The organism is Mesorhizobium sp. M0751, from assembly GCF_040320265.1.
Lineage (GTDB): Bacteria > Pseudomonadota > Alphaproteobacteria > Rhizobiales > Rhizobiaceae > Mesorhizobium.
Genome location: NZ_JAMYPH010000002.1, coordinates 146,244 through 169,921 on the forward strand (window position 1 = coordinate 146,244; position 23,678 = coordinate 169,921).

General features: G+C 63.1%; 26 protein-coding genes and 1 pseudogene. 12 read left to right on the forward strand and 15 right to left on the reverse strand.

The features are described from left to right. Positions 1-89 precede the first annotated feature (89 nt). The 3 genes from tkt to NKI19_RS03370 all read left to right on the forward strand — a co-directional run bounded on the left by tkt (position 90) and on the right by NKI19_RS03370 (position 5,358). The gene (tkt, locus tag NKI19_RS03360) at positions 90-2,081 is read left to right on the forward strand and encodes a transketolase (RefSeq protein ID WP_352564603.1); all 1,992 of its coding nucleotides are present in this window, start codon (positions 90-92) and stop codon (positions 2,079-2,081) included. Between the two features lie 158 nt (positions 2,082-2,239). Next, positions 2,240-3,250: a type I glyceraldehyde-3-phosphate dehydrogenase gene (gene gap / locus NKI19_RS03365; protein WP_352489322.1), complete on the forward strand. Its 1,011-nt coding sequence runs from the start codon at positions 2,240-2,242 to the stop codon at positions 3,248-3,250. A 218-nt stretch (positions 3,251-3,468) separates the two neighbouring features. After that, positions 3,469-5,358: a potassium/proton antiporter gene (locus tag NKI19_RS03370; protein WP_352489321.1), complete on the forward strand. Its 1,890-nt coding sequence runs from the start codon at positions 3,469-3,471 to the stop codon at positions 5,356-5,358. Between the two features lie 159 nt (positions 5,359-5,517). Here NKI19_RS03370 and NKI19_RS03375 read toward each other — a convergent pair whose 3' ends face one another. Then, a complete protein-coding gene (locus NKI19_RS03375) occupies positions 5,518-6,417 on the reverse strand; it encodes a polyprenyl synthetase family protein (RefSeq protein ID WP_473600023.1) in 900 nt (299 codons plus the stop codon). Between the two features lie 97 nt (positions 6,418-6,514). Between NKI19_RS03375 and NKI19_RS03380 the strand changes: the two genes are divergently transcribed. The 3 genes from NKI19_RS03380 (at position 6,515) to NKI19_RS03390 (ending at position 8,196) form a co-directional block, all read left to right on the forward strand. Continuing rightward, complete coding sequence (locus NKI19_RS03380; protein WP_352489319.1) at positions 6,515-7,273, forward strand: transglycosylase domain-containing protein; 759 nt, start codon at positions 6,515-6,517, stop codon at positions 7,271-7,273. A 139-nt stretch (positions 7,274-7,412) separates the two neighbouring features. Beyond that, on the forward strand, positions 7,413-7,595 hold the full coding sequence (rpmF, locus tag NKI19_RS03385) for a 50S ribosomal protein L32 (RefSeq protein WP_006203806.1): 183 nt from the start codon (positions 7,413-7,415) through the stop codon (positions 7,593-7,595). Between the two features lie 199 nt (positions 7,596-7,794). Continuing rightward, entirely contained in the window at positions 7,795-8,196 is a 402-nt protein-coding gene (locus tag NKI19_RS03390) for a hypothetical protein (RefSeq protein WP_023720966.1), read from the forward strand. 10 nt (positions 8,197-8,206) lie between these two features. Here the strand turns inward: NKI19_RS03390 and NKI19_RS03395 are convergent. From NKI19_RS03395 to NKI19_RS03405, 3 genes and pseudogenes are all read right to left on the reverse strand, one after another. Next, a pseudogene (locus tag NKI19_RS03395) lies at positions 8,207-8,639 on the reverse strand (GlcG/HbpS family heme-binding protein). A 94-nt stretch (positions 8,640-8,733) separates the two neighbouring features. Further along, positions 8,734-8,964, reverse strand: coding sequence for a hypothetical protein (locus NKI19_RS03400; protein WP_023678501.1), 231 nt, complete (start codon positions 8,962-8,964; stop codon positions 8,734-8,736). Positions 8,965-9,040: 76 nt separating this feature from the next. Continuing rightward, positions 9,041-9,565: a winged helix-turn-helix transcriptional regulator gene (locus tag NKI19_RS03405; protein WP_352564605.1), complete on the reverse strand. Its 525-nt coding sequence runs from the start codon at positions 9,563-9,565 to the stop codon at positions 9,041-9,043. A gap of 97 nt (positions 9,566-9,662) precedes the next feature. Here NKI19_RS03405 and NKI19_RS03410 point away from each other — a divergent pair, with 97 nt between their 5' ends. Further along, positions 9,663-10,514 carry an alpha/beta fold hydrolase gene (locus NKI19_RS03410; RefSeq protein ID WP_352489317.1) on the forward strand — a complete coding sequence of 284 codons (852 nt, stop codon included), beginning with the start codon at positions 9,663-9,665 and terminating at the stop codon, positions 10,512-10,514. A 56-nt stretch (positions 10,515-10,570) separates the two neighbouring features. Continuing rightward, on the forward strand, positions 10,571-11,227 hold the full coding sequence (locus NKI19_RS03415; RefSeq protein ID WP_352489316.1) for a glutathione S-transferase family protein: 657 nt from the start codon (positions 10,571-10,573) through the stop codon (positions 11,225-11,227). Between the two features lie 143 nt (positions 11,228-11,370). Here the strand turns inward: NKI19_RS03415 and NKI19_RS03420 are convergent, their stop codons facing one another. The 3 genes from NKI19_RS03420 to NKI19_RS03430 form a co-directional block, all read right to left on the reverse strand. Continuing rightward, positions 11,371-11,658 (reverse strand): ArsR/SmtB family transcription factor, encoded by a 288-nt coding sequence (locus tag NKI19_RS03420; RefSeq protein ID WP_023678497.1) that lies wholly within the window; start codon positions 11,656-11,658, stop codon positions 11,371-11,373. A gap of 31 nt (positions 11,659-11,689) precedes the next feature. Then, positions 11,690-12,937, reverse strand: a complete 1,248-nt coding sequence (locus tag NKI19_RS03425) for an MFS transporter (protein WP_352465767.1) — start codon at positions 12,935-12,937, stop codon at positions 11,690-11,692. A 95-nt stretch (positions 12,938-13,032) separates the two neighbouring features. Continuing rightward, entirely contained in the window at positions 13,033-13,227 is a 195-nt protein-coding gene (locus NKI19_RS03430; protein WP_352489315.1) for a DUF1192 domain-containing protein, read from the reverse strand. 124 nt (positions 13,228-13,351) lie between these two features. On the opposite strand from NKI19_RS03430, the gene NKI19_RS03435 reads away from it, so the two are divergent. The 3 genes from NKI19_RS03435 to NKI19_RS03445 all read left to right on the forward strand — a co-directional run bounded on the left by NKI19_RS03435 (position 13,352) and on the right by NKI19_RS03445 (position 15,696). Further along, positions 13,352-14,362 (forward strand): NAD(P)H-quinone oxidoreductase, encoded by a 1,011-nt coding sequence (locus tag NKI19_RS03435; RefSeq protein WP_352489314.1) that lies wholly within the window; start codon positions 13,352-13,354, stop codon positions 14,360-14,362. Positions 14,363-14,508: 146 nt separating this feature from the next. Continuing rightward, positions 14,509-14,649, forward strand: a complete 141-nt coding sequence (locus NKI19_RS03440) for a DUF1127 domain-containing protein (protein ID WP_023720976.1) — start codon at positions 14,509-14,511, stop codon at positions 14,647-14,649. 351 nt (positions 14,650-15,000) lie between these two features. Next, positions 15,001-15,696 carry a DUF1013 domain-containing protein gene (locus NKI19_RS03445; protein WP_292655650.1) on the forward strand — a complete coding sequence of 232 codons (696 nt, stop codon included), beginning with the start codon at positions 15,001-15,003 and terminating at the stop codon, positions 15,694-15,696. 59 nt (positions 15,697-15,755) lie between these two features. Here NKI19_RS03445 and NKI19_RS03450 read toward each other — a convergent pair whose 3' ends face one another. The 3 genes from NKI19_RS03450 to NKI19_RS03460 all read right to left on the reverse strand — a co-directional run bounded on the left by NKI19_RS03450 (position 15,756) and on the right by NKI19_RS03460 (position 17,210). Next, entirely contained in the window at positions 15,756-16,475 is a 720-nt protein-coding gene (locus tag NKI19_RS03450) for a helix-turn-helix transcriptional regulator (RefSeq protein ID WP_023678491.1), read from the reverse strand. 18 nt (positions 16,476-16,493) lie between these two features. Beyond that, a complete protein-coding gene (locus NKI19_RS03455) occupies positions 16,494-16,901 on the reverse strand; it encodes a hypothetical protein (protein WP_352489313.1) in 408 nt (135 codons plus the stop codon). Positions 16,902-17,042: 141 nt separating this feature from the next. Beyond that, positions 17,043-17,210 carry a hypothetical protein gene (locus NKI19_RS03460; RefSeq protein ID WP_352489312.1) on the reverse strand — a complete coding sequence of 56 codons (168 nt, stop codon included), beginning with the start codon at positions 17,208-17,210 and terminating at the stop codon, positions 17,043-17,045. 185 nt (positions 17,211-17,395) lie between these two features. Here NKI19_RS03460 and NKI19_RS03465 point away from each other — a divergent pair, with 185 nt between their 5' ends. After that, positions 17,396-17,575 (forward strand): hypothetical protein, encoded by a 180-nt coding sequence (locus tag NKI19_RS03465; protein ID WP_352489451.1) that lies wholly within the window; start codon positions 17,396-17,398, stop codon positions 17,573-17,575. Between the two features lie 13 nt (positions 17,576-17,588). Here NKI19_RS03465 and NKI19_RS03470 read toward each other — a convergent pair whose 3' ends face one another. The 5 genes from NKI19_RS03470 to NKI19_RS03490 all read right to left on the reverse strand — a co-directional run bounded on the left by NKI19_RS03470 (position 17,589) and on the right by NKI19_RS03490 (position 23,535). Beyond that, positions 17,589-18,314 carry an SGNH/GDSL hydrolase family protein gene (locus NKI19_RS03470; protein ID WP_352489311.1) on the reverse strand — a complete coding sequence of 242 codons (726 nt, stop codon included), beginning with the start codon at positions 18,312-18,314 and terminating at the stop codon, positions 17,589-17,591. 86 nt (positions 18,315-18,400) lie between these two features. Further along, the gene (locus tag NKI19_RS03475) at positions 18,401-19,138 is read right to left on the reverse strand and encodes a DUF899 domain-containing protein (RefSeq protein WP_352489310.1); all 738 of its coding nucleotides are present in this window, start codon (positions 19,136-19,138) and stop codon (positions 18,401-18,403) included. Between the two features lie 178 nt (positions 19,139-19,316). Next, a complete protein-coding gene (gene ltrA / locus NKI19_RS03480) occupies positions 19,317-20,696 on the reverse strand; it encodes a group II intron reverse transcriptase/maturase (protein WP_352564733.1) in 1,380 nt (459 codons plus the stop codon). A gap of 476 nt (positions 20,697-21,172) precedes the next feature. After that, a complete protein-coding gene (locus NKI19_RS03485; protein ID WP_352489309.1) occupies positions 21,173-22,198 on the reverse strand; it encodes a class I fructose-bisphosphate aldolase in 1,026 nt (341 codons plus the stop codon). Between the two features lie 140 nt (positions 22,199-22,338). Continuing rightward, positions 22,339-23,535 carry a phosphoglycerate kinase gene (locus tag NKI19_RS03490; protein WP_352489308.1) on the reverse strand — a complete coding sequence of 399 codons (1,197 nt, stop codon included), beginning with the start codon at positions 23,533-23,535 and terminating at the stop codon, positions 22,339-22,341. Between the last annotated feature and the right edge of the window lie 143 nt (positions 23,536-23,678).

Consider the following 23,678-nt stretch of genomic DNA (forward strand, 5'->3'; position numbering starts at 1 on the left):
ATTTGTTGACTAAAAGGCCGCGCCTGCTATGTGTCGCGCACCCTTTTCAAGGGCTCTCCCAAGGCCCAAACCCCCATTTTGGAGGAAGCATGACCTCGCGCGAACAACATGACCGGATGGCCAATGCGATCCGTTTTCTCGCCATGGACGCCGTCGAGAAGGCAAATTCCGGCCACCCCGGACTGCCCATGGGCTGCGCCGACATCGCCACGGTGCTGTTCACTCGCTTTCTCAAATACGATCCGAAGAACCCGCATTGGCCGGACCGCGACCGCTTTATTCTTTCGGCCGGTCACGGCTCGATGCTGCTTTACTCACTGCTCTATCTGACCGGGTACGAAGACATCACCATCGACCAGATCAAGCAGTTCCGCCAATTGGGGTCGAGGACGGCGGGCCACCCGGAATACGGCCATGCCGCGGGCATCGAGACGACGACCGGCCCACTCGGCCAGGGCCTTGCCAATTCGGTCGGCTTCGCGCTCGGCGAGCGCATCATGAATGCCGCTTTCGGCAACGATCTCGTCGACCACTACACCTATGTGCTGGCCGGTGACGGCTGCCTGATGGAAGGCGTATCCCAGGAAGCCATTGCGCTTGCCGGACATCTGAAGCTGAACAAGCTGATCGTCTTCTGGGACAACAACAACATCTCGATCGATGGCCCGGTGTCGCTCGCCGACAACACCGATCAGGTTGCCCGCTTCCAGGCGTCCGGCTGGAATGCCAGCCATATCGACGGCCAGGACCCGGAAGCGATCGCCTATGCCATCGAGGCGGCCCGCCACTCCGACAAGCCGACGATGATTGCCTGCAAGACGACGATCGGCTTCGGCGCACCGACCAAGGCCGGCACCAACAAGGCGCATGGCTCGCCGCTCGGCGCCGAGGAAATCGCCGGCGCCAGAAAATTCTTCGGCTGGGATTATCCGCCCTTCGAGGTTCCGGCCGACATCCTCGACGCGTGGCGTACCGCCGGCCGGACCGGCGTCAAGGCACGCACCGACTGGGAAGGCCGCCTTGCCAGGGCCGACGCCAAATTGCGCGCAGAGTTCGAACGCCGCATCAGTGGCACGCTACCGGCCAACTTCGACGCCGTCGTTGGCGATTACAAGAAAAAGCTCGCCGCCGACAAGCCGAAGGTCGCCACTCGTAAGTCATCGGAAATGGCGCTGGAGGTCATCAACGGCGCCGTACCCGAAACCATCGGCGGCTCGGCCGATTTGACCGGCTCCAACAACACCAAGACCAGCCAGACCAAGAACATCACTGCCAACGATTACGGCCAGCGCTACGTCCACTACGGCGTTCGCGAGCACGGCATGGCGGCAGCGCTCAACGGGCTGACGCTGCATGGCGGCATTATCGCCTATGGCGGCACTTTCATGTGCTTTTCCGATTACGCCCGTCCGGCGATGCGGCTTGCCTCGCTGATGGGCATCCGCTCGATCTTCGTCATGACCCATGATTCCATCGGCCTTGGCGAAGACGGCCCGACCCACCAGCCGGTCGAGCATCTGGCAGCACTTCGCGCCATTCCGAACCACAATGTCTTCCGCCCGGCCGACGCGGTGGAAACCGCGGAATGCTGGCAGTTGGCCATTGAATCGGAAAAGACACCTTCGACATTGGCGCTGACCCGGCAGAACCTGCCGACGGTACGCAACGACTTCGTTGCGGAAAACCTCTCCAGCCGCGGCGCCTATGAACTTGCCGCCGCCAGCGGCGAGGCGGCGGTGACGATCTTCGCTTCGGGTTCCGAGGTCGAGATCGCGCTGGCCGCCCGCGAGGCCTTGGAAAAGCACGGCCACGCGACCCGCGTCGTCTCGGTGCCGTGCTTCGAATTGTTCGACAAGCAGAGCGCCGACTATCGCAACAGGACGATCGGCAATGCGCCGCTCAAGATTGCCATCGAAGCCGGCATCCGTCAGGGCTGGGACCACTTCATCGGCACCGACGGCGTCTTTGTCGGCATGACCGGCTTCGGCGCCTCCGGCACCATCGAACAGCTCTACCCGCATTTCGGCATCACCGCCGAGGCAACGGTGAAGGCGGCGGAAGCCCGTCTGCACGGCAAATGAAAGTGAGCCCCGCCCGGCAAAGGCTGGCATAGCGGTTTTGCCGGGCGGTGGAGCACTAATCGATTTAAATCCGTGCCTCGGCGGCTGGATTCTTTGCCCGTCCGCCGTTATGAAGCTGCGGACTAGATCTTCGGCCTCCAACTCCCAGGGAGAGAACAATGACCGTCAGAGTTGCCATCAACGGATTCGGCCGCATCGGCCGCAACATCCTGCGCGCCATCCATGAATCCGGCCGCAAGGATATCGACGTCGTCGCGGTCAACGATCTCGGCCCGGTCGAGACCAATGCGCATTTGCTGCGCTTCGACAGCGTGCATGGGCGCTTTCCGCATGAGGTGACGGTTGACGGCGACCAGATCATCGTCGGCAAGGAAAAATTCAAGGTCACCGCGATCAAGGACCCGACGCAACTGCCGTGGAAGGAACTCGGCATCGACATCGCGCTCGAATGCACCGGCATCTTCACCGCCCGCGACAAGGCCGTCGCCCATCTGACCGCCGGTGCCAAGCGCGTTCTTGTCTCCGCTCCGGCGGAGGGGGCCGACCTGACCGTCGTCTATGGAATCAACCACGACAAGCTGACCAAGGACCACATCGTCATCTCGAACGCCTCCTGCACCACCAACTGCCTGGCGCCGCTGGCGGCCGTGCTGAATGAGGCGGTCGGCATCGAGAAGGGCATGATGACGACGATCCATTCCTACACCGGCGACCAGCCGACGCTGGACACGATGCATAAGGACCTCTACCGCGCCCGCGCCGCCGCGCTTTCGCAGATTCCGACCTCGACCGGTGCCGCCAAGGCCATCGGCTTGGTACTGCCCGAGCTCAAGGGCAAGCTCGACGGCATCTCCATCCGCGTGCCGACCCCGAACGTCTCGCTCGTCGATTTCAAGTTCATCGCCAAGCGGCCGACCACCGTCCAGGAAATCAACGACGCCGTGATCGCCGCCTCGAACGGCAAGCTGAAGGGCATCCTCGCCGTTACCCGTCATCCCAATGTTTCGATCGACTTCAACCACGATCCGCATTCCTCGATCGTGGCGCTCGACCAGACCAAGGTCATGGACGGCAACTTCGTTTCGGTGCTGGCGTGGTACGACAATGAGTGGGGCTTCTCCAACCGCATGGGCGATACCGCCGTCGCCTTCGGCAAGACCATCGCCTGATCGCAGAACCATCTTCTCGACCTGGAAGACGCCCGGCTCAGTCCGGGCGTTTTTCGTTGCAGCACGTACCGCCGAAGCAAGCTCGGCTGCTCGGGAATGCCAAAACTTTCGACGATCGGCAGCGTGGGGCAAAAAGCCACGCTGCTGCCTTGCAGCGGCCATGTCTTCGCCCCACTCTCCCGTGATGCCGGAGCATATCGACTAGGGGCGACCAACGAATGGAGCATGGTATCTATCTTGTGACGCTCGTTGGCGCAGCACTTGTCGTTGCCGCCGCGTTTTCGAGCCTGATCGCCTTCCGATTCGGCGCCCCTCTCCTGCTGCTGTTTCTCTGCATCGGCCTAGCCACTGGAACCGACGGTCTCGGCATCCATTTCGACAATGCCCGAGTTGCTTATTTTGCCGGCTCATTGGCGCTGGCGGTCATCCTTTTCGATTCCGGCTTCGGCACGCCGCTCAACGCCTTGCGGCAGGCGGCCGGGCCGGCGCTGTCGCTGGCCACATTCGGCGTCCTTTTGACCACTGGCCTGTTCGGCGCCGCCGCCTATTATCTGCTCGACCTGACCTGGCTGGAATCCTTCCTGCTCGGTGCCGCCGTCGCCTCGACCGACGCTGCGGCGGTGTTCTTCCTGCTGCGCGCCGGCGAGATCAATTTGCGCGAGCGCGTGCGGTCCACGCTCGAGGTGGAATCCGGTACCAATGACCCGATCGCCATCTTCCTGACCATCACGCTGGTCGAGGTCATCGCCGCCAATACCCACCCCGAGGCCAAGGTGCTGGTTACCGATCTTGCCGTCGGTTTCCTTGTCAACATGGGCCTCGGTGCGGTCATCGGCATTCTCGGCGGCATGGCCATCGTGCGCCTTGTCGATCGCCTCAATCTCGATCACGGCCTGCTGCCGATCTTCGTGCTGACGCTGTCGCTGATGGTGTTCGCTGCCGCCGGCGCCGTCGGCGGCTCCGGCTTCCTGGCGGTCTATCTCGCAGGCCTGATTGCCGGCAATTCCGATATCCGGGCCGTCACCATCCTCAAGCGCTTCCAGGACGGCATGTCGTGGCTGGCGCAGATCATCATGTTCCTAATCCTCGGCCTGTTCGCGACGCCTTCGCAATTTCCGGCGATCCTGGTGCCGGCAGTGCTGCTCGGCCTGTTCCTGATATTTGTGGCACGGCCAATCGCGGTCTGGCTGTGCCTGATGCCATTTCGTCTGCCACGCCCGGAAGTCGCCTTCGTCTCATGGGTCGGCCTGCGTGGCGCCGTGTCGATCCTGCTTGCCATCACGCCGCTGCTCGGCGGCCTTGAGAACGGCCGCCTCATCTTCAACACTGCCTTTATCATCGTGCTGGTCTCGCTGATCATCCAGGGATGGACCGTCGGGCCGCTGGCACGCCGCCTCGGCCTTATCGTGCCGGCTCGGCTGGGACCGCTCGACAAGGTCGAATTGGAACTGCCGGGCTCCGCCCATCATGAGCTTCTCGCCTACCGCGTGGCACCTGGCAGCCCGGTGGCGCGCGGCGAACGCATACCGCGCTGGGCGCGGCCGTCGCTGGTGTTGCGCGACGGACGCTCGATGCGCTTCCAGGACATGGGCCGGCTGGCGGCCGGCGACCATGTCTACATCTTCGTGCCGGACCGCTATCCGCGCCTGCTCGACAAGCTGTTCGCCAGCCGTGCCGTGGTCGATCCCGAGGACGCGGATTTCTTCGGCGCCTTCGCCGTCGATCCGTCACGCTCCGCCGAGGAACTGGAGACCGCCTATGCGCCGGGCCTGACCGAAGCGGAACGCAAGCTCAGCATTGGCGACCTGGTTACTACGCGGCTCGGCGGCCACGCCGAATACGCCGACCGCGTGCTGCTCGGTCCGATCGAGCTGATCGTGCGCGACGTCGACGACAAGGGCAGGATCACCGGCCTTGGCCTGTCCTTTGAGCCGACCGCCCCGGTGGCGCGCGTTCCGGTATTCCTCAGCGCCGGTGAAATCCGCGACCGCATCGCCGCGTTCATCCGCAACCGGCGCAAGCCGGCCGAAGCGCAGGCGGTCGAGGCGGCGGCCGAGCTGGAACCGGTTCGGCCGCCCGCGGTGGAAAAGACAACTGGCGAAAGCTGACCGCTGTCGACCCGCGGAATCCTGCTGCGAGGCCGAAAAATGGCTCGGCAACTGGCGTGGCGAGGCCATGTGGTCCGACATCGCCGGAATCCCGATCGGCCGGCTGCGAAGGCATCCCGCCGGTCAGTCGCCACTTCTCCGGCGCGCCATAGGGGCGCTTTAATTGTTGCGGGCCGCGACGAACTCCGCCGCCTGTTTCAGAAGCGCGGCTTGTTCGCCATAGGGCTCGAGCAGCGCATGAGCCTGATCGACGAGGCCATGGAGCTGATCCCGCGCCCAGCCCGGTCCGTGCAGCGCGACCAGCGTCGCCTTGCCGGCCGCGGCATCCTTGCCGGTCGCCTTGCCCATCTGATGCGCGTCGGCGGTCAGGTCGAGCAGATCGTCGGCAAGTTGAAAAGCAAGCCCGATCGCCGAACCAAATTCGGCCAGCCTTTCGCGGTCGCCCGACGGCGCACCGGCAAGGATAGCGCCCGCTTCGCAGGCAAAGCGGATCAGCGCACCGGTTTTCATCGCCTGAAGCCGGATGATGCCGGCCTCGTCCGGCCGGCCTTGTTCGGCCTCGAGATCGAGCATCTGGCCGCCGACCATGCTTCCCGCCCCGGCGGCGCGGGCCAGAGCCAGCACCAACCCTGCCCTGCGCTCGGCCGGCAGCATTGTCGCATCGTCGGCAAGGATGTCGAAAGCAAGCGTCAGTAAGGCGTCGCCCGCAAGAATGGCGGTCGCCTCATCGAAAGCCCTGTGTACAGTCGGCTGGCCGCGGCGCAAATCGTCGTCGTCCATGGCCGGCAGATCGTCATGGATGAGCGAATAGCAGTGCACGCATTCGAGCGCCGCCGCGACGCGCAGCGCCGCCTCGCCATCGGCTGAAAACAGTGCAGCACTTTCCATGACCAGGAAGGGACGCAGTCGTTTGCCGCCGTTCAGCACGCCATGTCGCATGGCCGCCATCAGGCGTTCGGGCCGCGCGACCTCGCCTGAAAGCGTCCGTCCGTCGAGCAATCGCCTCAGCAGCGCCTCGAGCGGAACTGCCCGGGCAATAAGTGCAGCTTCGAATGCCATTTGGTCGTCTTTCGTCATGGTCGGGAGCGGTAGCCGACACTCAGACGTTGCGCAAGAAGCCAAGCGCCATTATGCCGGGGGCAGGGAGCAGCGCGGATTGGGTGGCTTGGCGGAACCGATCGTCGATCACGAAACCGAAGGGTTGGACATGGCGAGACCGAGACGCGGCAGCCGCATCGGTCTTCAACGCTGGGTCCGGCGCGGCATCGCCGTCGCCGTCGCGCTGGCGCTGGTGCCGGTGGTGCTGACCTTCCTGTACCTGCCGTCATTCGTGCATCCGGTGTCGACATTGATGCTGAAGGACCTGGCGACGTTTTCCGGCTACGATCGGCGCTGGGTTTCCATCGACGATGTCGCGCCGGTGCTGGCATATTCGGTCATCATGTCGGAGGACGGGCAGTTCTGTTTCCATCGCGGCGTCGATCTGGGCGAGTTGCGCGGCGTCGTTGACGATGCGCTTGCCGGCGAGATGACGCGTGGCGCCTCGACCATCACCATGCAGACGGTAAAGAACCTTTTTCTATGGTCGCGGCCGTTGGGCTCGGTCCGTAAGGTCGTCGAACTGCCGCTGGCCGTCTATTTCGATGCGGTGCTGTCGAAACGGCGTATCATGGAGATCTACCTCAATATCGCCGAATGGGGACCGGGCATCTACGGCATCGAGGCCGCCGCCCAGCACCATTTCGGCGTCTCGGCAAAACAGCTGTCGCGCCGGCAGGCAGCGCTGCTTGCCGTCACCTTGCCGAACCCGATCGTGCGCAATCCGGCAAAGCCCGGGCCGGGACTGAGGCGGCTTGCCGCATTGATCGAACGGCGCGCAGGCCGCGCCGGCGCCTATGTCGGTTGCCTGCGATAGTGTTAAAAAAAATCACGGTGATGCTGGTCAAAACGCCGTCGGGCGTGTATAGGCACCCGACTTTCTCAGATTCCGGCCCCTGATGTGGCCCTTTCACGAGGGCCGCCGGGGCGTTTTGACCATGTAGTGGAGCATATCCATGGCCGTTCCGAAACGAAAAACCTCTCCGTCGAAGCGCGGCATGCGCCGTTCTGCCGACGCACTGAAGGCCCCGACCTATGTCGAGGACAAGAACTCCGGCGAGATGCGCCGTCCGCACCATATCGACCTGAAGACCGGCATGTATCGCGGTCGCCAGGTTCTGGAGCCGAAGGAAAGCTGAGAGAGCTTTCGACGGTTTATGGGTTGCGAAACGACCGGCCATTGGCCGGTCTTTTTGCGTTTGCGATAACCGATCATATCAGCCGGGCCTGACATTGTTGTTTCACGCCGTCTTTGTCCGTGTTTATCGACCGCACGAAAATTCTTGACGGCGAACGCCGGGCGCACTCTACAAAGATCAGTCCAACCGGAGCCGCCACATGTTCGGTGCCATCCCGCTGCTGATCGTGCCTTTCATCCTCTACAATCTCGGGCTTCTGGGAATATTCGGCAGCGGCGACGATCCGTGGGCGACCGAAATGTTTTCGGTCCGGATGATGTCGGGTGGCGTGTTCTCGATGACCCTCGGCGATCTCATCGTGCTGATCGCACTGATCTTCTTGTTTGTCGAAGTGGTGAAATCGACGCGCACGACAAATGCCTCGATCATGGACCACCTTTTGTCGACCTTCGTCTTTGTGGCCTATCTGGTCGAGTTCCTGCTGGTGAAGGGCGCCGCCCATTCCGTTTTCTTCACACTGATGGTCATAGCGCTGATCGATGTGCTGGCCGGCTTTTCGGTGTCGATGCGGTCGGCCAGCCGCGATATCAACATGAATTAAGGATCCCGGCTCAGCCGGGGTCGGCGCTAAAGCCAGCCGCCTCGATGCCGGCGATGGCTGCCGTTTCGTCATTGTCGGACGTATCGCCGGAAATGCCGACGGCGCCGATGATCGTGCCGGCCTCGTCGCGGATCAGCACGCCGCCGACGACCGGCAGGACGCGCCCGCCCGACACGTCGGAGATGCCGGCGATCAGATGCGGGCGCTCCCTGGCGAAAGCTTCCACCCGGCGCGAGCCCATGCCGATAGCGAGCGCGCCGTAGGCCTTACCGGCCGACATTTGCGGACGCAGGAACGACGCGCCGTCCTGACCGCTGGAACGCAACCAGATGGGCGCCGGCGTCGAGCACCGAGACGCCAAGCGGCCTGAGCTTGAGCTCGGCACCCTTGGCAAAGGCGGCGGCGATGATTTCAAGGGCTTTGTCGAGCGTCAGTGCGGTCATGCCGGTCTCCTAAACGCGCCAGTTATCAACCGGCAGAAACATCCCGGTGAACTGTTTCGTGTGCGAAATGAAGCATGCGTCTGGGAGCGCCGGTTTATTTTTTCTTGGCGCGAGGCTTCTTCACCGGGGCGGGAGGCGCATTGGCCAGGTCTTCCGCTTCCTTGGCGAGGCGCAGCGCCCGCAGCTTGTTGGTCTTGGCTTGGCGAGCGTCGCTCTCGGCGACATATTCCGCCATCGCCTTCTGGCGAACCGTGGCTGCCTCTTCCTGTTTCTTGAAGCGCAAATCGGCCCGCGCACGGGCAGTGTCCTTAGAGTTCTCGACCAAGAGCGTTATCCAATCCCGTGAATTATCTTCAGTCCCTTGATAGCAGAGCCAGCCCGCAATTGGGAAAATAAGTTGGTCATGGCGCCGGATCGCAGCCGATGCCCCGCGCGTTGCGGGCGATCACCGCATCGTATCCGGCCTGCAAAGTCGCGCGGACGGTGGGCTCGGATGGAGCAGGAGACGCACCCAGATGCTCGTGGCGCAACTCGTTCATGAACTTATCCCACATCGGCGGGCCGCCTTTTTCCAGAAGCTCGGCACGGATAGAGAGCTCTTCGCTGACCGGCAGCCAGACGCGGCCCCAGGCGCCGAGATGCGCCAGGATCGGCACCAGCGTGATGGCCATTTCGGTCAGACTATAGATCGCCTTTTGCTTGTGGGAGGGATCATCCGCCTTGGTCAGCATGCCGAGCTCCATCAGCCGCTTCAGCCGGTCGGCGAGGATGTTGGAGGCGATGCCCTCCATCGAGCCGTTGAGCAGTTCGCGAAAGTGGCGTCTGCCGCCGAAGATGATGTCGCGAAGGATGATCAGGCTCCACCGGTCGCCGAACACTTCGAGCGACAGGTTGATGGGGCATCCGGACCGACGATCGATGTTCATGCGAATCTCCAAAAACCGGTTGCATTATCGTATCAGTTTTAATATCGTGCAACTGATTGCAAATTGCAATCGGATTGGAAGCCCAAGGAGGAAAGCCATGAAAAACTCCGAACACCCCGAAATCGTATCCCAGACCTTCGGCGATCCGGCACATCCGGCGGTGTTGTTGATCATGGGCGCCATGGCTTCCATGCTTTGGTGGCCCGAAGCGTTTTGCCGAAAGCTGGCCGGCGAGGGTCGCTTCGTGATCCGCTATGACAATCGCGATACCGGCCGTTCGACCAAATACGCGCCGGGCGAGCCGCCTTATACATTCAACGACATGGCGGACGATGCCATCCGCGTCCTTGACGATCACGGAATCCGAAAGGCGCATGTGGTCGGCATGTCGATGGGCGGCATGATCGCGCAGCTCGTTGCGTTGAAATATCCGTCGCGTGTCACTTCGCTTACGGTGATCAGCAGCTCGCCCCTGGGCATCGATACTTCGCATCTGCCCGGAACCACCGAGGCCTATAGGAAACACTCGGCCGAAGGCGCCAAGGTCGACTGGTCGGACCGTGGCCAAGTGGTCGATTTCATCGTCAAGGACGCGCATGCGCTCACCGGTGCCGCGCACTCTTTCGACGAGCAGCGAACGCGAGCTTTCGTCGAACAGGATTATGACCGGTCCGGCGGTTTTCTAAGTGCGACCAATCATTTCATGCTCAAGAGTGGCGAAGATGGGAGCGGCGAAGACTGGACGGGTCGGCTGCGCGACATGAAAATCCCGCTCCTCGTTATCCACGGCACCGACGATCCCATCTTTCCAGTCGAACATGGCGCCGCTCTTGCCGACGCGGTCACCGGTGCAAGGCTGCTCCGGATCGAGGGCGGCGGCCACGAGCTGCATCGCGACGACTGGGCCGCGATCATCGATGCCATCGTCACCCACAGCCAGGCCAAATAGTACCCGACCCCGACACCGAATTTCCGCGAGACGAACCACCCAAGGAACGGCAAACAATGTCTCTGACTATGCATCTTCATCCACTGGCCTCCTTCTGCTGGAAGCCGCTGATCGCGCTCTATGAGAACAACACGCCATTCACATCCGTCGTCGTCGATCTCGGCGATGAACAGTCGCGCGCGGCGTTTCTGAAATTGTGGCCGCTCGGCAAGATGCCGGTGCTGCGCGATGAAGCACTGGACCGGACCGTGCCGGAATCGACGATCGTCATCGAATATCTCAACGCATATTATCCTGGGCCGGTCGAACTGATCCCCGCCGATCTCGATCTCGCTCGCCAGACCCGGCTCGCCGACCGCTTCTATGACTTCTACGTCCAGGAACCGATGCAGAAGATCGTCGGCGACCGGCTGCGGCCGGAGGGCAAGACCGATCCGTTCGGCGTCGAGCAGGCCCGCGCCCAGCTGCGCAGTTCCTACGCCGTCATCGAACAGGACATGGAGTCGAGGACATGGGCGGTGGGTACGAGCTTCACCATGGCCGACTGCGCTGCCGCCCCCGCGCTGTTCTACGCCAACAAGGTCGAGCCGTTCGGAGACGAATATCCTGCGGTCAGGCGCTATCACGACCGGTTGATGCAACGCCCGTCGATTGCCCGTGTGATCGAGGAAGCGCAGCCTTATTTCAAGCTCTTCCCCTACAACAACGGCTAGAGTGGTTCATCGTTTCACGGAAACGACGAACCGCTCTATCTATTTGTTTTTGCGCAATTCCGGACGGAAAACCGTTTCACACTTTTCCGGGAATTGCTCTGGTCCCGATGCTGCATAGTTGCTCGACGCGCTGACGACGCCTCTCAGCTTCCGGGTGAACCGAGCTGCTCCGCATCCCAGAACTGGTCAAGCCAGATGTTGAGCTTCAGGAAGCCGGCATTGCTGACCGTATAGACGCGCCTGGTGCCTTCCGGCTTGGCGTTGACCAGCCCGGCATCAAGCAGCACCTTCAGGTGCTGCGAAACGGCCGGGCGGGACACCGGCAAGCCGGATGCCAATTCGTTGACGGTCTTCGGTCCGCGCCGGAGCTCTTCCAAGAGATGGCGCCGGTTGGGATCGGCAATCGCCATGAAGGCGTCGGAAAGCATCATGCCTTATTTGTGGGGCAAAGCGCCTCGAATCTCAACCGTCGGTTTCAGCTTTTCTGCGCGGGTCGAGCCGCAACGCTTCCGGCGTTACCGAGCGGTCGGCCGGCTGGGTCTTGAAGGCATCGCGGCCTTCGATCGGCACCGGCGCGCGACGGCTGATGCGCAGCAGCGTATAGCCGGCCAGGCTGAGATGCGCGAGTGCGGTAGCCAGGAACAGCCCCTCGGGGCGCATCCAGCCCATTAGGCCGGCGGCCACCAGCGGACCGATCATCGTGCCGAAGCCATAAAGCAGCAGCAGGCCGCCCGACACTTTGACGAAGTCCTCCGATCGGGCATGGTCGTTGGCATGCGCCACCGCGATCGAATAGAGCGTGTAGGCGAAGGCGCCGTAGGCGGCGGTGCAGACGATGACGAAGACGCCGGAGCGCGGTTCGAACAGGAAGATGGCGATGGCGAACAGTGCAGCGCCGAATGCCGCGCCCGCCAGCACAAAACGACGGTCCGTCGTGTCGGAGAGCCGTCCGGCCGGAAGCTGCATGGCGGCGCCGGCGATGACCACGAGGCTCATCATCAGCGCGATCTCGGCTGTCGAGATGCCGATGCGCGCTCCATAGACGGCACCAAGTGTACCCCAGGCGCCGTTGGCAATGCCGATCAGCACGCAGGCGATCGCCGATACCGGCGAATTGATGTAGAGCCCTTTGACGTCGAGCGACACGTCCTGCAGCGGCTTGGGGTGCGACGCCGTCGAGACCGCCGTCGGGATCAGCGACAGGCAGAACAGAATGCCGGTGATCATGAACAGCGACGCCGATTTCACGTCGCCGCCGGCAACGATCATCTGACCGCCCATGATCGAAGCATAGGTGACCATCATGTAGAGGCCGAAGACGGTGCCGCGGTTTTCGTTGGTGGCCTTCTCGTTCAGCCAGCTTTCGATGACCATGAAGGCGCCGGCCATGGTGAAGCCGGTGAAGGCGCGCAGCAGGATCCAGGTATATTCGTCGATGATCAGGCCAGTGAGCAGCGCGACGATCGCTCCCGATGCGGCAAAGGCGCCGAAAGCCCTGACATGACCGGCGCGGCGCACGATGCGTGGCGCAAAGAAGCAGCCGGTGACGAAGCCGCCGGCCCAAGCCGTGCCCATCAGGCCGAGCGATGCCGTCGAGAAGCCCTCCACCTGGCCGCGCAGTGGCAACAGCAGCCCGTGCAGCCCAGATGCCGCCAGCAGGAACGCGGTGCCGCGCAGCAGCGAGAGGATCGGTCTGTAGCTTGCGAACATTTTTCAATCCGGCTGGGGTTTGGGGCACAAGTCTGGAGACAGCGGCATTCGGGCTTTTCGGCGGCGTGCCCGAGCTTTTGGAATTACCCGCAGTACTACCCGCGGCGAAACAGCGCCTCTGCCGCCGACTTGGTGGAGCCCTTGGTCTTGAGCTCGGTTTCCAGCCGGGCGATCTCGTCGCGCAGGATGCCGATCCGTTCGGACAATTCATCGACGGAAAGCAGCGACAGATCCTGCCCGATCTCGTGCGGGCGCGCTTTCTTCTTGGGTTCGTCGTCGAAGATCGCCATCGTCGCTCCTCCGTGATTGCCCATTTGCCTGATTTGCCAATGAGCATACATAGGGCAAGGGTATGGATGCAAATGGCGGGCAAGAGCTGGCACGAGAAACCGGCGAAGCACGACGGGAAAATTCATGGCGAACGCACAGAAAATTCCGGCGAAGATGATGGCGATCGCCATATCGGAACCGGGCGGGCCGCGGGTGCTGAAACCGGAAACCCGCGACGTGCCGGTTCCCGGTCCCGGCGAGATCCTGATCCGGGTGCGTGCCGCCGGCGTCAACCGACCGGACGTGCAGCAGCGCAAGGGCGCCTACCCGCCGCCACCGGGTGCATCGGATCTGCCGGGCCTGGAAGCAGCAGGCGAAGTCGCTGCCCTTGGTGACCAGATATCGCGCTGGCGCGTCGGCGACCGGGTGTGTGCGCTGACGGCGGGCGGCGGCTATGCCGAATATGTCAGAGTGCACGCCGGCAGCGTGCTGCCGCTGCCCGCCGGCTTTACCTACACCGAAGCGGCGGCGCTGCCGGAAAACTACTTCACTGTTTGGCACAATGTCTTCGAGCGCGGCGGCCTGAAGAGCGGCGAGACGCTGCTCGTGCATGGCGGCTCGTCGGGTATCGGCACGACGGCGATCCAGCTTGCTGCCGCTTTCGGCGCCTATGTCGTCACCACCGCCGGCAACAAGGAGAAATGCGAAGCCTGCCTCAAGCTTGGCGCCGACCGGGCGATCAACTACCGCGAGGAGGACTTCGTCGCCGCGGTCAAGGAGGCAACCGGCGGCAAGGGCGCCAATGTCATCCTCGACATGGTCGGCGGCGATTATGTCGCGCGAAACTACGAGGCTGCGGCCGTGGAAGGCCGCATCGTCCAGATCGCGACGCAGGGCGGAGCGGTGGCGAGCGCCAATTTCTTCAAGATGATGACCAAGCGGCTCGTGCACACGGGATCGCTGCTCAGGCCACGCACAGTGGAGTTCAAGGCGGCAGTTGCTGCGGCGCTGGAGGCGCAGGTCTGGCCGCTGCTCGGCACGCGCAAGGTTGCGCCGGTGATGGACACGATCTTCCCGCTCAAGGAAGCCTGGCGGGCGCATGAGCGGATGGAGGAGGGTGAGCACATCGGCAAGATTGTGCTCGATGTCGCCTGACGGCCCGCAAATAGACTGAACGAAAGCTTAATGGTGCAATGCAACAAACGCATTGCGGCCATGCAAAAGCGTCTGTTCAATTCCTGAGCAGCGATGCCTATTTACGCGTCATCGAAACGAATGATCCAACGAAATGGAGGACTACCATGAACCCGATCCGCGCTTTCCGTAACTGGCGCATGTACAACGAAACCGTGCGCGAACTGAACCGGCTGAATGCTCGTCAGCTCAACGACCTCGGCATCAACCGCGGCGACATCGAGAGAATCGCCCGCCAAGGGCTTTGATCTCGAGCACGATCCCGCCCGAAGACCGGGCGCTGCTTTTCCGCAACGCCGAGCCGCGGTTCGGGATCACGTCTTAGAAGCCAGAGCCGCAGCAGACGGATTTCCGTCGCCGGTTCCGAGCCCGCCCGACCTTGGTCTGGCGGGCTTTGTCTTTTTGAAGCTTCGACTGCATGGCTTCATGTGCCGACCCTTCGCGGTCTGCTGGTCGCGCTGCCATGCCGTCCTTGACGCGCCTTCCAAAAACATTGCGAAACGGCGAGCGAGCGGTTATATAGACCGCGATTTTCCCATTTTGGTGGCTCTAAACCACCGCCCGCGCGGGAACGCGGGCGAACGAGAAGGATTTTTATGATGGCCAATACGCTGCTGATGCCAAAGGCGACCGCCGTCTGGCTGGTTGACAACACAGCGCTTTCCTTCGAGCAGATCGCGCAGTTCTGCGGACTGCATCCGCTTGAGGTCAAGGCGATCGCCGACGGCGAGTCGGCGCAAGGCATCAAGGGCATGGACCCGATCATGACCGGCCAGCTCACTCGCGACGAGATCGCGCGTGCCGAGAAGGACCCGAACCACCGGCTGAAGCTCTCCGATCCCAAGGTGCGGGTGCCGGAATCCAAGCGCAAGGGTCCGCGCTACACGCCGTTGTCGAAGCGCCAGGACCGGCCCAACGCCATCCTCTGGCTGGTGCGCAACCATCCCGAGCTCAAGGATGCGCAGATTGCCCGCCTTGTCGGCACGACGAAGTCGACGATCGACCAGATCCGCGACAGAAAGCACTGGAACTCCGCCAATCTCCAGCCGATGGACCCGGTGACACTCGGCCTGACGTCGCAAATCGACCTCGATATGGAAATCAACCGCGCCTCGCGCGGCCGTGAGCAGGCGCAGCCGGTCGGCGATACGCTGCTGCCGGCCGCCTTGACCGAACGGCTGGTGCCGGCGCCCGAAAAGCCGAAGGACGAGGACCGGGAACTCGACGCCAACGCCGTCTTCGCCAAGCTTTCGGCGCTGAAGTCGAAGGACAAGGACGCCGACGAAGAGGAGTAGGTCTCGCATCCAAAACAAAAAAGCCCGCTTTCAAGCGGGCTTTTTTGTGATCTTCCGTGTCAGCTTCGCGCCGCCCGGTCCGGCGCCATGCCATAATCCTCGCTGCGCTCCACCGCGCGATAGAAATCGGCGAGCTGTTTGCCGCGCTCGGGCTTGAAGGTGCGGCCGGCGATGACCACCGAAGCGATGCGGTCGATGCGGAAGGCGCGGAAATCGCCGCGCATCTCGCACCAGGCGACCAAGGTCCACACCTTGCCCCAGAACCACAGGCCGAGCGGGCGGATGTCGCGCGCGGTGCTGCGGCCGGCCTCATCCGAATAGTCGATGGTCAGCACCTGGCGTTTCTCGATGGAGCGCTCGATCAGGTCGATGGCTTCGCGAGCGGCATCGCTTACTACCCACATCGGCGTGTGGATCTCGGTACGGGCGATGCGGTCCTTTTCGGCGTCGGGCAGCACGGCGCCGATCTTGACCAGCGCCTCGTCGGCGGCTCGCGCCATGGCCGCGCCGCCAAAGGCGCGCACCATGCGGGCGCCGGCGACCAGCGCGACGATCTCGTCACGCGTGAACATCAGCGGCGGAAGGTCGAAACCCTCCCTCATCATGTAGCCGACACCGGCCTCGCCGTCGATCGGCACGCCGGTCGACTGCAGGTCGGCGATGTCGCGATAGATCGTTCGCTCGGAAACCTCGAGCCACGTGCCCAGCTTCTGGGCGGTGACCAAACGGCCACCGCGCAGATGCTGCACGATCTGGAAGAGCCTGTCGGCGCGGCGCATCGTATGGTTCCTCGGCGTCTATCGTTCCAGCCCTTCGCGCTTGCGCTGCGCGGCGACGAAGGCCGCGCCGAAGGACAGTTTCCTCGTTGTCGGCGTGCTTGCGTCGAGCACCCGCCAGAACGGCGCAATGTCGCTCAGCGCCACACCACGCTCCATATCCTCGTTGGCGGCCTCGGCGACGGTGCGCAGATGATAGCCGATGGTGGCCGGACATGTCACCTCGGCACCGTGCTCGGTGGCAAGGGAGGTGCGAAAAGCGCAGATATCCATGTCCATGCCTTCGGGGATGGAGCGGATGAATGCATCGACCTGGCGAGCTGAAGGAACCAGCATCGGCCGGCCTTCGACGACGTCACCGATGGTGCGCGGCGACGGTTTTATGCCGTTGATGCCAGGCGTGTTCAGCCTGTCGTTCCAGCTTTTCATCGATCGTCCTCTCGGCCATCCGGCTCCGGCGGCCATCGCACTATCGCACGAGCCTCCTGACACCATACTGTCAGGAGGCTTCAGCATGTCCATTTCAGCTCGTCGCTAGGTCGCATCCAAACGCCACGCAGAAAGCTTGCCTCAATTGCCGCCATTGCGGCGGTCGCCATACATGTCCGGCCAACCAATATCCTTGCGGATGTCCGCCGGAAGGGTGTTCATGAACCGCTGGGTGCGGATCTCATTGCGCATCGTCCGGATCTTGCCGACATAGTGCTGCACGCTACGCAGAATGGTAATACCGTTCATGGCTGGTCTCCTCTTTTTCGATGCAGGCACTATCGCACACCCCTGCTGACAGCAGTCTGTCAGGAGGGTGCGTCTCTCATGACCGGCATTCCGATTTGTCGACCGAAGTGATCAGCCAGTGCTGAAAAGAGGCCTGCCGCAGTGGAAAGACGGCGATCGCGGAGCCGCTTTGACAGCCAGCCGCGATGCTGATCAAAGGCGGCATGTCGAAACTCCTCGCGCTCGTCATCGTCGCCATGATGGTCATCCAGCTGATCAAGCCGCTCGGCTGGCCCGGGCTGAAGCGGCGCAGCGATTTCTGGAAGCTGGCGCTGCTGGCGATGGCGGCGATTTCGATCACGGCGGTGCTCGGGCACTGGACGTAGTGCCGGCGGCCCGCTACGCGACGCCCGGTTCGTTGGCGACCACCAGGCTGACCAGATGTTCCGCCCAGGCTCGGTAGCCGGCTTCCGAAGCGTGAAATCCATCCGATGCGAAGCCGGCATCGGTGATCGGCAGGCGGGGCGCCGGTATGGCGCCGCGCTCGAGGCAAAGGCGCTCGCCCATCCGGTTCATTTCGACGGCCCGTATTTCGAGGATCTTGCCGAGCAGCGGCGGCATTGCCGGCGCCCGGGTGAACTCCAGCACCGGCGACCACACGACGCGCGCCTCCGGCCATTTGGCGCGCAGCGCATAGAGCAGGCCGCCAAACTCGCGCTTGAAGCGCGGTACCGAATGAAAATTCTTGGTGTCGTTGGTGCCGATGGCCAGCACGATATGCGTCCACGGATCGGCCGATAGATTGGGCAGCACATGATCGCGGATCTGGCCAGAGGTTGCCGAGTTGAAGCCGGCCGCCCGCCAGCGCACGGTGCGGCCGGTGCGTTGCGCAATCAGAACCGCCAGTTGCGCGGCCAATCCGTTTTCGGAATTGCCGATGCCTACCGAGGCGGCGGAGGAATCGCCAAGCACCAGAACCGAGATTGCTGGTGCCAGGCCAGATATCTCGTGCATGACCGGACCTTGTGCCGGCAGCATGCGGGTTGTGCGACGACGCACGCCAAGTCCTTGCCAGACATAGACCGGAAAGGCGAGCCAGGTGAGAAGGGTCGGAAAGCGCCGCATGGCAAGTCCCTTTTAGGGCATAGCGAACAGCACTTAGCGCATGTTGTACTGAAGGTGAACGACCTTGCAGCGACATCCTTGTCGCCTCAATGGCAGCCGTCATGCGTCCCGGATCGGTCTTCGTACTCGTCATGCAGCCGCACCCAGTCGACGAGGCTATGATGCGGGCCAGTTTCGTTGCGGCCCTTCGGCGTCAGGTCGAGATAGTGATAGGCGCCGATCAGCGGATCGCCGCCTCTGGAGCGCGCGATAAAAGTCAGGAAGATGTCGCCTTTCTCGTCGCGATAGAACACGCTGGTGCCGGGAAGGTCCTTCGATCTCCGCGCACGCCGCTCGAAATTGTATGTCGTGTCGCCGGCCGCGACCTGCTTGTCGGTGAATGACACCTGCATGTCGAAGTTGAAGTCCGAGGCGTAGGACGACACCCAGTCGAATTTCCAGCCCATGCGCTGCTTGTAGGGCAGCAATTCGGCCAATGGCGCCCGCGCTACCACGACAAGTGAGACATCGTGGTGCCTGAGATGCTGGTTGGCGCCGTCTATGTGGTCGGCAAGGAATGAGCAGCCTTCACAGCGATAATCGGCGCCCGGCCCGAACATGAAATGGTAGATGATCAGCTGGCTGTTGCCGCCAAACAGGTCGGGCAGTTTCTTTGGCCCTTGCTCGGTCTCGAAGACGTAGTCCTTGCGTATCTTCAGCCACGGCAGTTCGCGGCGTTCGGCGGCGACACGATCGCGAAAGCGCGTCAATTCCTTTTCGCGCGCCAGATGCGCCTTGTGCGCCTGAAACCACTCTTCCTGCGAAACGGTCTTGTTGTTTGGCATCGGTCTGCTCCTCTTTTCACGGAGGACGTTCGGCAGCGACGAATGCCGACACCGAGCTGCATTTCAGTTGCAAGAAATTGCAGCCCTTGCTGCTTTCAATCGGGATAGGGGGGAGCTTCGCAGTTCCTCCCCTCCCACACCACCCTGCGTACGGGTCCGTACAGGGCGGTTCGGCTGGTTATGCGGCCTTGGCAGGGGCGAGGACAGTGAGGCCGATGCTTGCGAGGAAAGCGTTCGGCAAGGCAATGGCGAGCGCTGGGCTGTTGCTGATGCGCCAGGGACCATGGGCGCTGCCGGCGGTTTGTGCCGCCAGATCGTACCCGACGCCCCGGCGACGCAGCTCCGCAAAGCGGGTGCGCCCGCGCGTCCACTGTTTCCATGCGATGGATCGGAATCTCCGCCTGATCCACTTGTCGAGGCTGCGCAACACCGACGGGGTTTCGCAAAAGCCGAAGTAGCCGCGCCATCCCAAGAGATAGAGCGACAGCTCCTTGGCTATTTGCGCGAGGCTGGCGCCCCGCGTCCGCATCGTCAGCACCCGCACGCGCTCCTTGAACCGGACCACAGCCTGCGGCGCGATCCGACGTCTTGGCGTCTTCTCGTCCGTGAAGCTGAAGCCGAGGAACTTGCGCCGGTGCGGCGGGGCGACCGCGCTCTTGTGCATGTTGACCTTCAGCTTCAGACGCCTGACCAGGAAGCGTTCGACGCTTGCCATCACCCGTTCACCCGCCCGCACGCTGCGCACATAGATGTTGCAGTCGTCGGCGTAGCGCACGAAGCAATGCTTGCGTCGCTCCAGTTCCTTGTCGAGTTCGTCCAGCATCAGGTTCGACAGCAGCGGCGAGAGCGGGCCGCCTTGCGGCGTTCCCTCGTCGATCGGGCCGACCAGTCCGCCTTCGAGCACACCCGAGGTCAGGAAGCCCCGGATCAGCCGAAGGAGGCGCGGATCGGACACCCGCTTGGCCACCAGCCCCATCAGGATGTCGTGGTTGACCCGGTCGAAGAACTTCTCCAGATCGATGTCCACCACAATGCGGTGGCCCGATGCAATGAACGCCTGCGCCGCGGCAACCGCCTGATGGGCCGAGCGTGCGGGTCGGAACCCGTAGCTCGACGCGCTGAACCCCTCGTCCCATGCCTCCTGCAGCACCTGCATAACCGCCTGCTGGATGAAGCGGTCGAGCACCGTTGGAATGCCGAGCGGACGGGTGCCGCCGGACGCCTTGGGGATTTCGACGCGCCGCACCGGCTGCGGCTTGTAGGAGCCTTTGAGCAGTTGGATGCGAAGTTCGGGCCAGTGGTCTCTCAGGTGCAGCACCAAGGCCTCGACATTCATGCCGTCGACCCCCGGCGCCCCTTTGTTGCGCCGGACCTGCGCCAGCGCCTTCCTCAGATTGTCGCGATCGACAATCGCTTCCATGCACGGTCCGGCCATAGCCGCCGGGCTTTCGGGAACGGCGTTCGCCGTGTTGGCTTCGGTCCCTGCCCCGAGGCGGGCGCGGGCTTCACCCCCTCCGGTCCCGGGAAAGGCCAGCTCAAGCTGGGTTTTCCGCCGCATGGCCAATGCGAGAGCTCCGTCCTACTCGTCCTTCCAACCGTTCGGGCCTTCACTGCCGAGCGAGCCCGACAGCTACTATGCCCTCTGCTGACTTCTGCACCGCGATCAGCGCGCCTCACGGCGGGCTCAGTCCGGAATTCCGGACACGGCGCAGATCTCCCGAGGTAAGATCGACCGCCTTCCCCGCACACCCGCCGAATTTACCACCCCGGCCCTTGATGACCATGGACTTCGCGGTCAGTTGCCCGCTCGTCCGGCCGGGTAGGCCTCGTATCCGGTTCTTGTCCATCGGGTCGCGGGTTTGCTCCACGCTTCCTTCGGACCCCGCCTCGCGACGACGCCCTTGCGCTTCGCTAACCCTTCGCCGTCATCAGGCTGGGTAGAGGACTTGCACCTCCAAGCTGTCGATCATGCTCGGCACACAACAAAAACCCGGGCACGTGGCCCGGGTCGGGAGAAACGCAAGATGTTTTCGGTCAGGCGGCTTGCTCAAGCGTCGGCTGCCATTGTCCAAGGGCGGCCAGATGGTTCATGTGGGCGCGATGGGCGAAGGCGGCCTGCGCGGCGGCGACATTTGCCGCTTTGCCGCTCCAGGCCTTCTGCGGCGCGGCCTGCAAGGCGCGGCCGTAGGAGAAGGTCAGCTTCCACGGATGCGGGCCGATGGCGTTGATGGCATTGAGGTTGGCGGTCGCCTCCTCGTCCGATTGTCCGCCCGAAAGGAAGGCGATGCCTCCGATCGCGGCTGGCACCGTCTCGCGGAACAGTTTTATGGTCTTTTCGGCGACTTCCTCGGGGCTGCTGACCTTGCCCGATTTCTTGGCGGCGAGGACCATGTTCGGTTTCAGGATGGTGCCTTCGAGCACGACGCGGGCCGCATAGAGCTCGGTGTACAACTTTGTCAGTGTCGCCTTGCTGATCTCGTAGCAAGTGTCGATGTCATGAGCGCCGTCCATCAGCACCTCCGGCTCGACGATCGGCACGATGCCGGCTTCCTGGCAAAGCGCGGCGTAACGGGCGAGCGCATGGGCGTTCGAGCCGATCGAGGTGGCGGAAGGCACGCCCTTGGCAACATCGATGTCGATCACCGCGCGCCATTTGGCGAAGCGGGCGCCAAGCTTGTAGTAATCGGCGAGGCGTTCGCGCAAGCCGTCCAGGCCTTCGGTGATGGTGTCACCGGGAAAGCCGGCCAGCGGCTTGGCGCCGGCGTCGACCTTGATGCCGGGGATAGCACCTGATGCCTTGATGATGTCGACCAGCGGTGTGCCGTCGGCGGCCTTCTGGTGAATGGTCTCGTCGTAGAGAATGACGCCGGAAATGTACTTGGTCATTGCATCGCTGGCGCGGAACATCATCTCGCGATAGTCGCGGCGGCTGTCGGCGGTCGACTCGACGCCGATGACGTCGAAGCGCTTCTTGATGGTGCCGGAGCTCTCGTCGGCAGCCAGCAGGCCCTTGCCATTGGCCACCATCGCGGCGGCAATGTCCTCGAGACGTTCGCTCATCGTGCTTCTCCTGAAAGAATTGATCCGCGCCCAGCAGACCATTAGAACAACGCAGGTTCAAGTCGAACCATTTCGCCGGAGAAGCGCGAATCGATTGAAAGTCGCGGGCGCACTCCTTCGCACTGTTATTGCGGCCGCACTCAGCGCTTCAAGACGTCGACGCCGGGCAAGGGCTTGCCTTCCATCCATTCGAGGAAAGCGCCGCCGGCCGTCGATACATAAGTGAATTCATCGCTGACGCCGGCATGGTTGAGCGCCGCCACCGTGTCGCCGCCGCCAGCGACCGAGACCAGTCTGCCGGCCTTGGTGCGCGCTGCCGCGTGCCTGGCCGTCGCCACCGTTGCGTGGTCGAATGGCTCGATCTCGAAGGCGCCGAGCGGCCCGTTCCAGACCAGCGTCGCGGCGCGGTCGATCCATTCGGCAATGGTTTTCACGGTTTTCGCACCGACATCCAGGATCATGCCGTCAGCCGGCACGTCTGCTATGGCAATGGTCTCGCTAGCGGCGCCGGCCTTGAACTCCCTGGCGACAACGCCGTCGGCGGGCAGGATGATGGCGCAGCCGGCCTCGGCCGCCTCGATCATGATCTGCTTGGCGGTGGTCGCGAGGTCATGCTCGCACAAGGATTTCCCGACGTCGGTGCCGCGTGCCGCCAGAAACGTGTTGGCCATACCGCCGCCGATGACCAGCGCGTCGACCTTCTTCACCAGGTTCATCAACAGGTCGATCTTGGTCGAGACCTTGGCGCCGCCGACGATGGCGACAACCGGACGGACGGGATTGCCAAGACCCTTTTCCAACGCGTCGAGCTCGGCCTGCATGGTACGTCCGGCGAAGGCCGGCAGCACATGCGCCAGCCCTTCCGTCGACGAATGGGCGCGGTGCGCAGCGGAGAAGGCGTCGTTGACGAAAATGTCGCCGTTGGCGGCGAGCTTTTCTGTGAAGGCCGGGTCGTTCTTCTCCTCCGCTTTGTAGAAGCGGGTGTTCTCGAGCAGTAGCACGTCGCCGCCTTTCATGGCGGCGACGGCGCTCGCCGCCTTGTCGCCGATGCAGTCGGCGGCAAAGCCAACCGGACGGCCGAGCACGTCCGCCGTCGCCTTGGCGATCGGTTCGAGCGAGAATTCCGGCGTCGGTCCATCCTTGGGCCGGCCGAAATGCGCAAGCAGGATGACCTTGGCGCCCTTGCCGGAGAGCTCGGCAATGGTCGGGCCAATGCGCTCGATGCGGGTGGCGTCGGTGACCTTGCCCTCGGTGACGGGAACGTTGAGGTCGACACGCACCAGCACACGCTTGCCGCTGATATTGCCGATGTCGTCCAGTGTTTTGAAGCCGGCCATGCTGATCCCTTTCGCGAAAAATCGCCGGGACCTTACCCCGCATCGACGACGATGCAAGACCTGCCTAACGGTTCACCGAAAATATGATTCACGTGTCGAGGACGAAGTGCCCACGGGGAGCGAGATGGGCAGCAATGGCGCAA

Bases quoted from the DNA above. Each gene is read 5' to 3' on its own strand.
- NKI19_RS03415 (WP_352489316.1), top strand. From the start codon at position 10,571: ATGTCTCTGACTATGCATCTTCATCCACTGGCCTCCTTCTGCTGGAAG.
- NKI19_RS03460 (WP_352489312.1), bottom strand. From the start codon at position 17,210: ATGAACGGTATTACCATTCTGCGTAGCGTGCAGCACTATGTCGGCAAG.
- NKI19_RS03455 (WP_352489313.1), bottom strand. From the start codon at position 16,901: ATGAAAAGCTGGAACGACAGGCTGAACACGCCTGGCATCAACGGCATA.
- gap (WP_352489322.1), top strand. From the start codon at position 2,240: ATGACCGTCAGAGTTGCCATCAACGGATTCGGCCGCATCGGCCGCAAC.
- NKI19_RS03435 (WP_352489314.1), top strand. From the start codon at position 13,352: ATGGCGAACGCACAGAAAATTCCGGCGAAGATGATGGCGATCGCCATA.
- NKI19_RS03370 (WP_352489321.1), top strand. From the start codon at position 3,469: ATGGAGCATGGTATCTATCTTGTGACGCTCGTTGGCGCAGCACTTGTC.
- NKI19_RS03410 (WP_352489317.1), top strand. From the start codon at position 9,663: ATGAAAAACTCCGAACACCCCGAAATCGTATCCCAGACCTTCGGCGAT.
- NKI19_RS03485 (WP_352489309.1), bottom strand. From the start codon at position 22,198: ATGAGCGAACGTCTCGAGGACATTGCCGCCGCGATGGTGGCCAATGGC.
- tkt (WP_352564603.1), top strand. From the start codon at position 90: ATGACCTCGCGCGAACAACATGACCGGATGGCCAATGCGATCCGTTTT.
- NKI19_RS03465 (WP_352489451.1), top strand. From the start codon at position 17,396: ATGCTGATCAAAGGCGGCATGTCGAAACTCCTCGCGCTCGTCATCGTC.
- NKI19_RS03450 (WP_023678491.1), bottom strand. From the start codon at position 16,475: ATGCGCCGCGCCGACAGGCTCTTCCAGATCGTGCAGCATCTGCGCGGT.
- rpmF (WP_006203806.1), top strand. From the start codon at position 7,413: ATGGCCGTTCCGAAACGAAAAACCTCTCCGTCGAAGCGCGGCATGCGC.
- NKI19_RS03375 (WP_473600023.1), bottom strand. From the start codon at position 6,417: ATGGCATTCGAAGCTGCACTTATTGCCCGGGCAGTTCCGCTCGAGGCG.
- NKI19_RS03445 (WP_292655650.1), top strand. From the start codon at position 15,001: ATGGCCAATACGCTGCTGATGCCAAAGGCGACCGCCGTCTGGCTGGTT.
- NKI19_RS03425 (WP_352465767.1), bottom strand. From the start codon at position 12,937: ATGTTCGCAAGCTACAGACCGATCCTCTCGCTGCTGCGCGGCACCGCG.
- NKI19_RS03490 (WP_352489308.1), bottom strand. From the start codon at position 23,535: ATGGCCGGCTTCAAAACACTGGACGACATCGGCAATATCAGCGGCAAG.
- ltrA (WP_352564733.1), bottom strand. From the start codon at position 20,696: ATGCGGCGGAAAACCCAGCTTGAGCTGGCCTTTCCCGGGACCGGAGGG.
- NKI19_RS03430 (WP_352489315.1), bottom strand. From the start codon at position 13,227: ATGGCGATCTTCGACGACGAACCCAAGAAGAAAGCGCGCCCGCACGAG.
- NKI19_RS03475 (WP_352489310.1), bottom strand. From the start codon at position 19,138: ATGCCAAACAACAAGACCGTTTCGCAGGAAGAGTGGTTTCAGGCGCAC.
- NKI19_RS03420 (WP_023678497.1), bottom strand. From the start codon at position 11,658: ATGATGCTTTCCGACGCCTTCATGGCGATTGCCGATCCCAACCGGCGC.
- NKI19_RS03470 (WP_352489311.1), bottom strand. From the start codon at position 18,314: ATGCGGCGCTTTCCGACCCTTCTCACCTGGCTCGCCTTTCCGGTCTAT.
- NKI19_RS03390 (WP_023720966.1), top strand. From the start codon at position 7,795: ATGTTCGGTGCCATCCCGCTGCTGATCGTGCCTTTCATCCTCTACAAT.
- NKI19_RS03440 (WP_023720976.1), top strand. From the start codon at position 14,509: ATGAACCCGATCCGCGCTTTCCGTAACTGGCGCATGTACAACGAAACC.
- NKI19_RS03405 (WP_352564605.1), bottom strand. From the start codon at position 9,565: ATGAACATCGATCGTCGGTCCGGATGCCCCATCAACCTGTCGCTCGAA.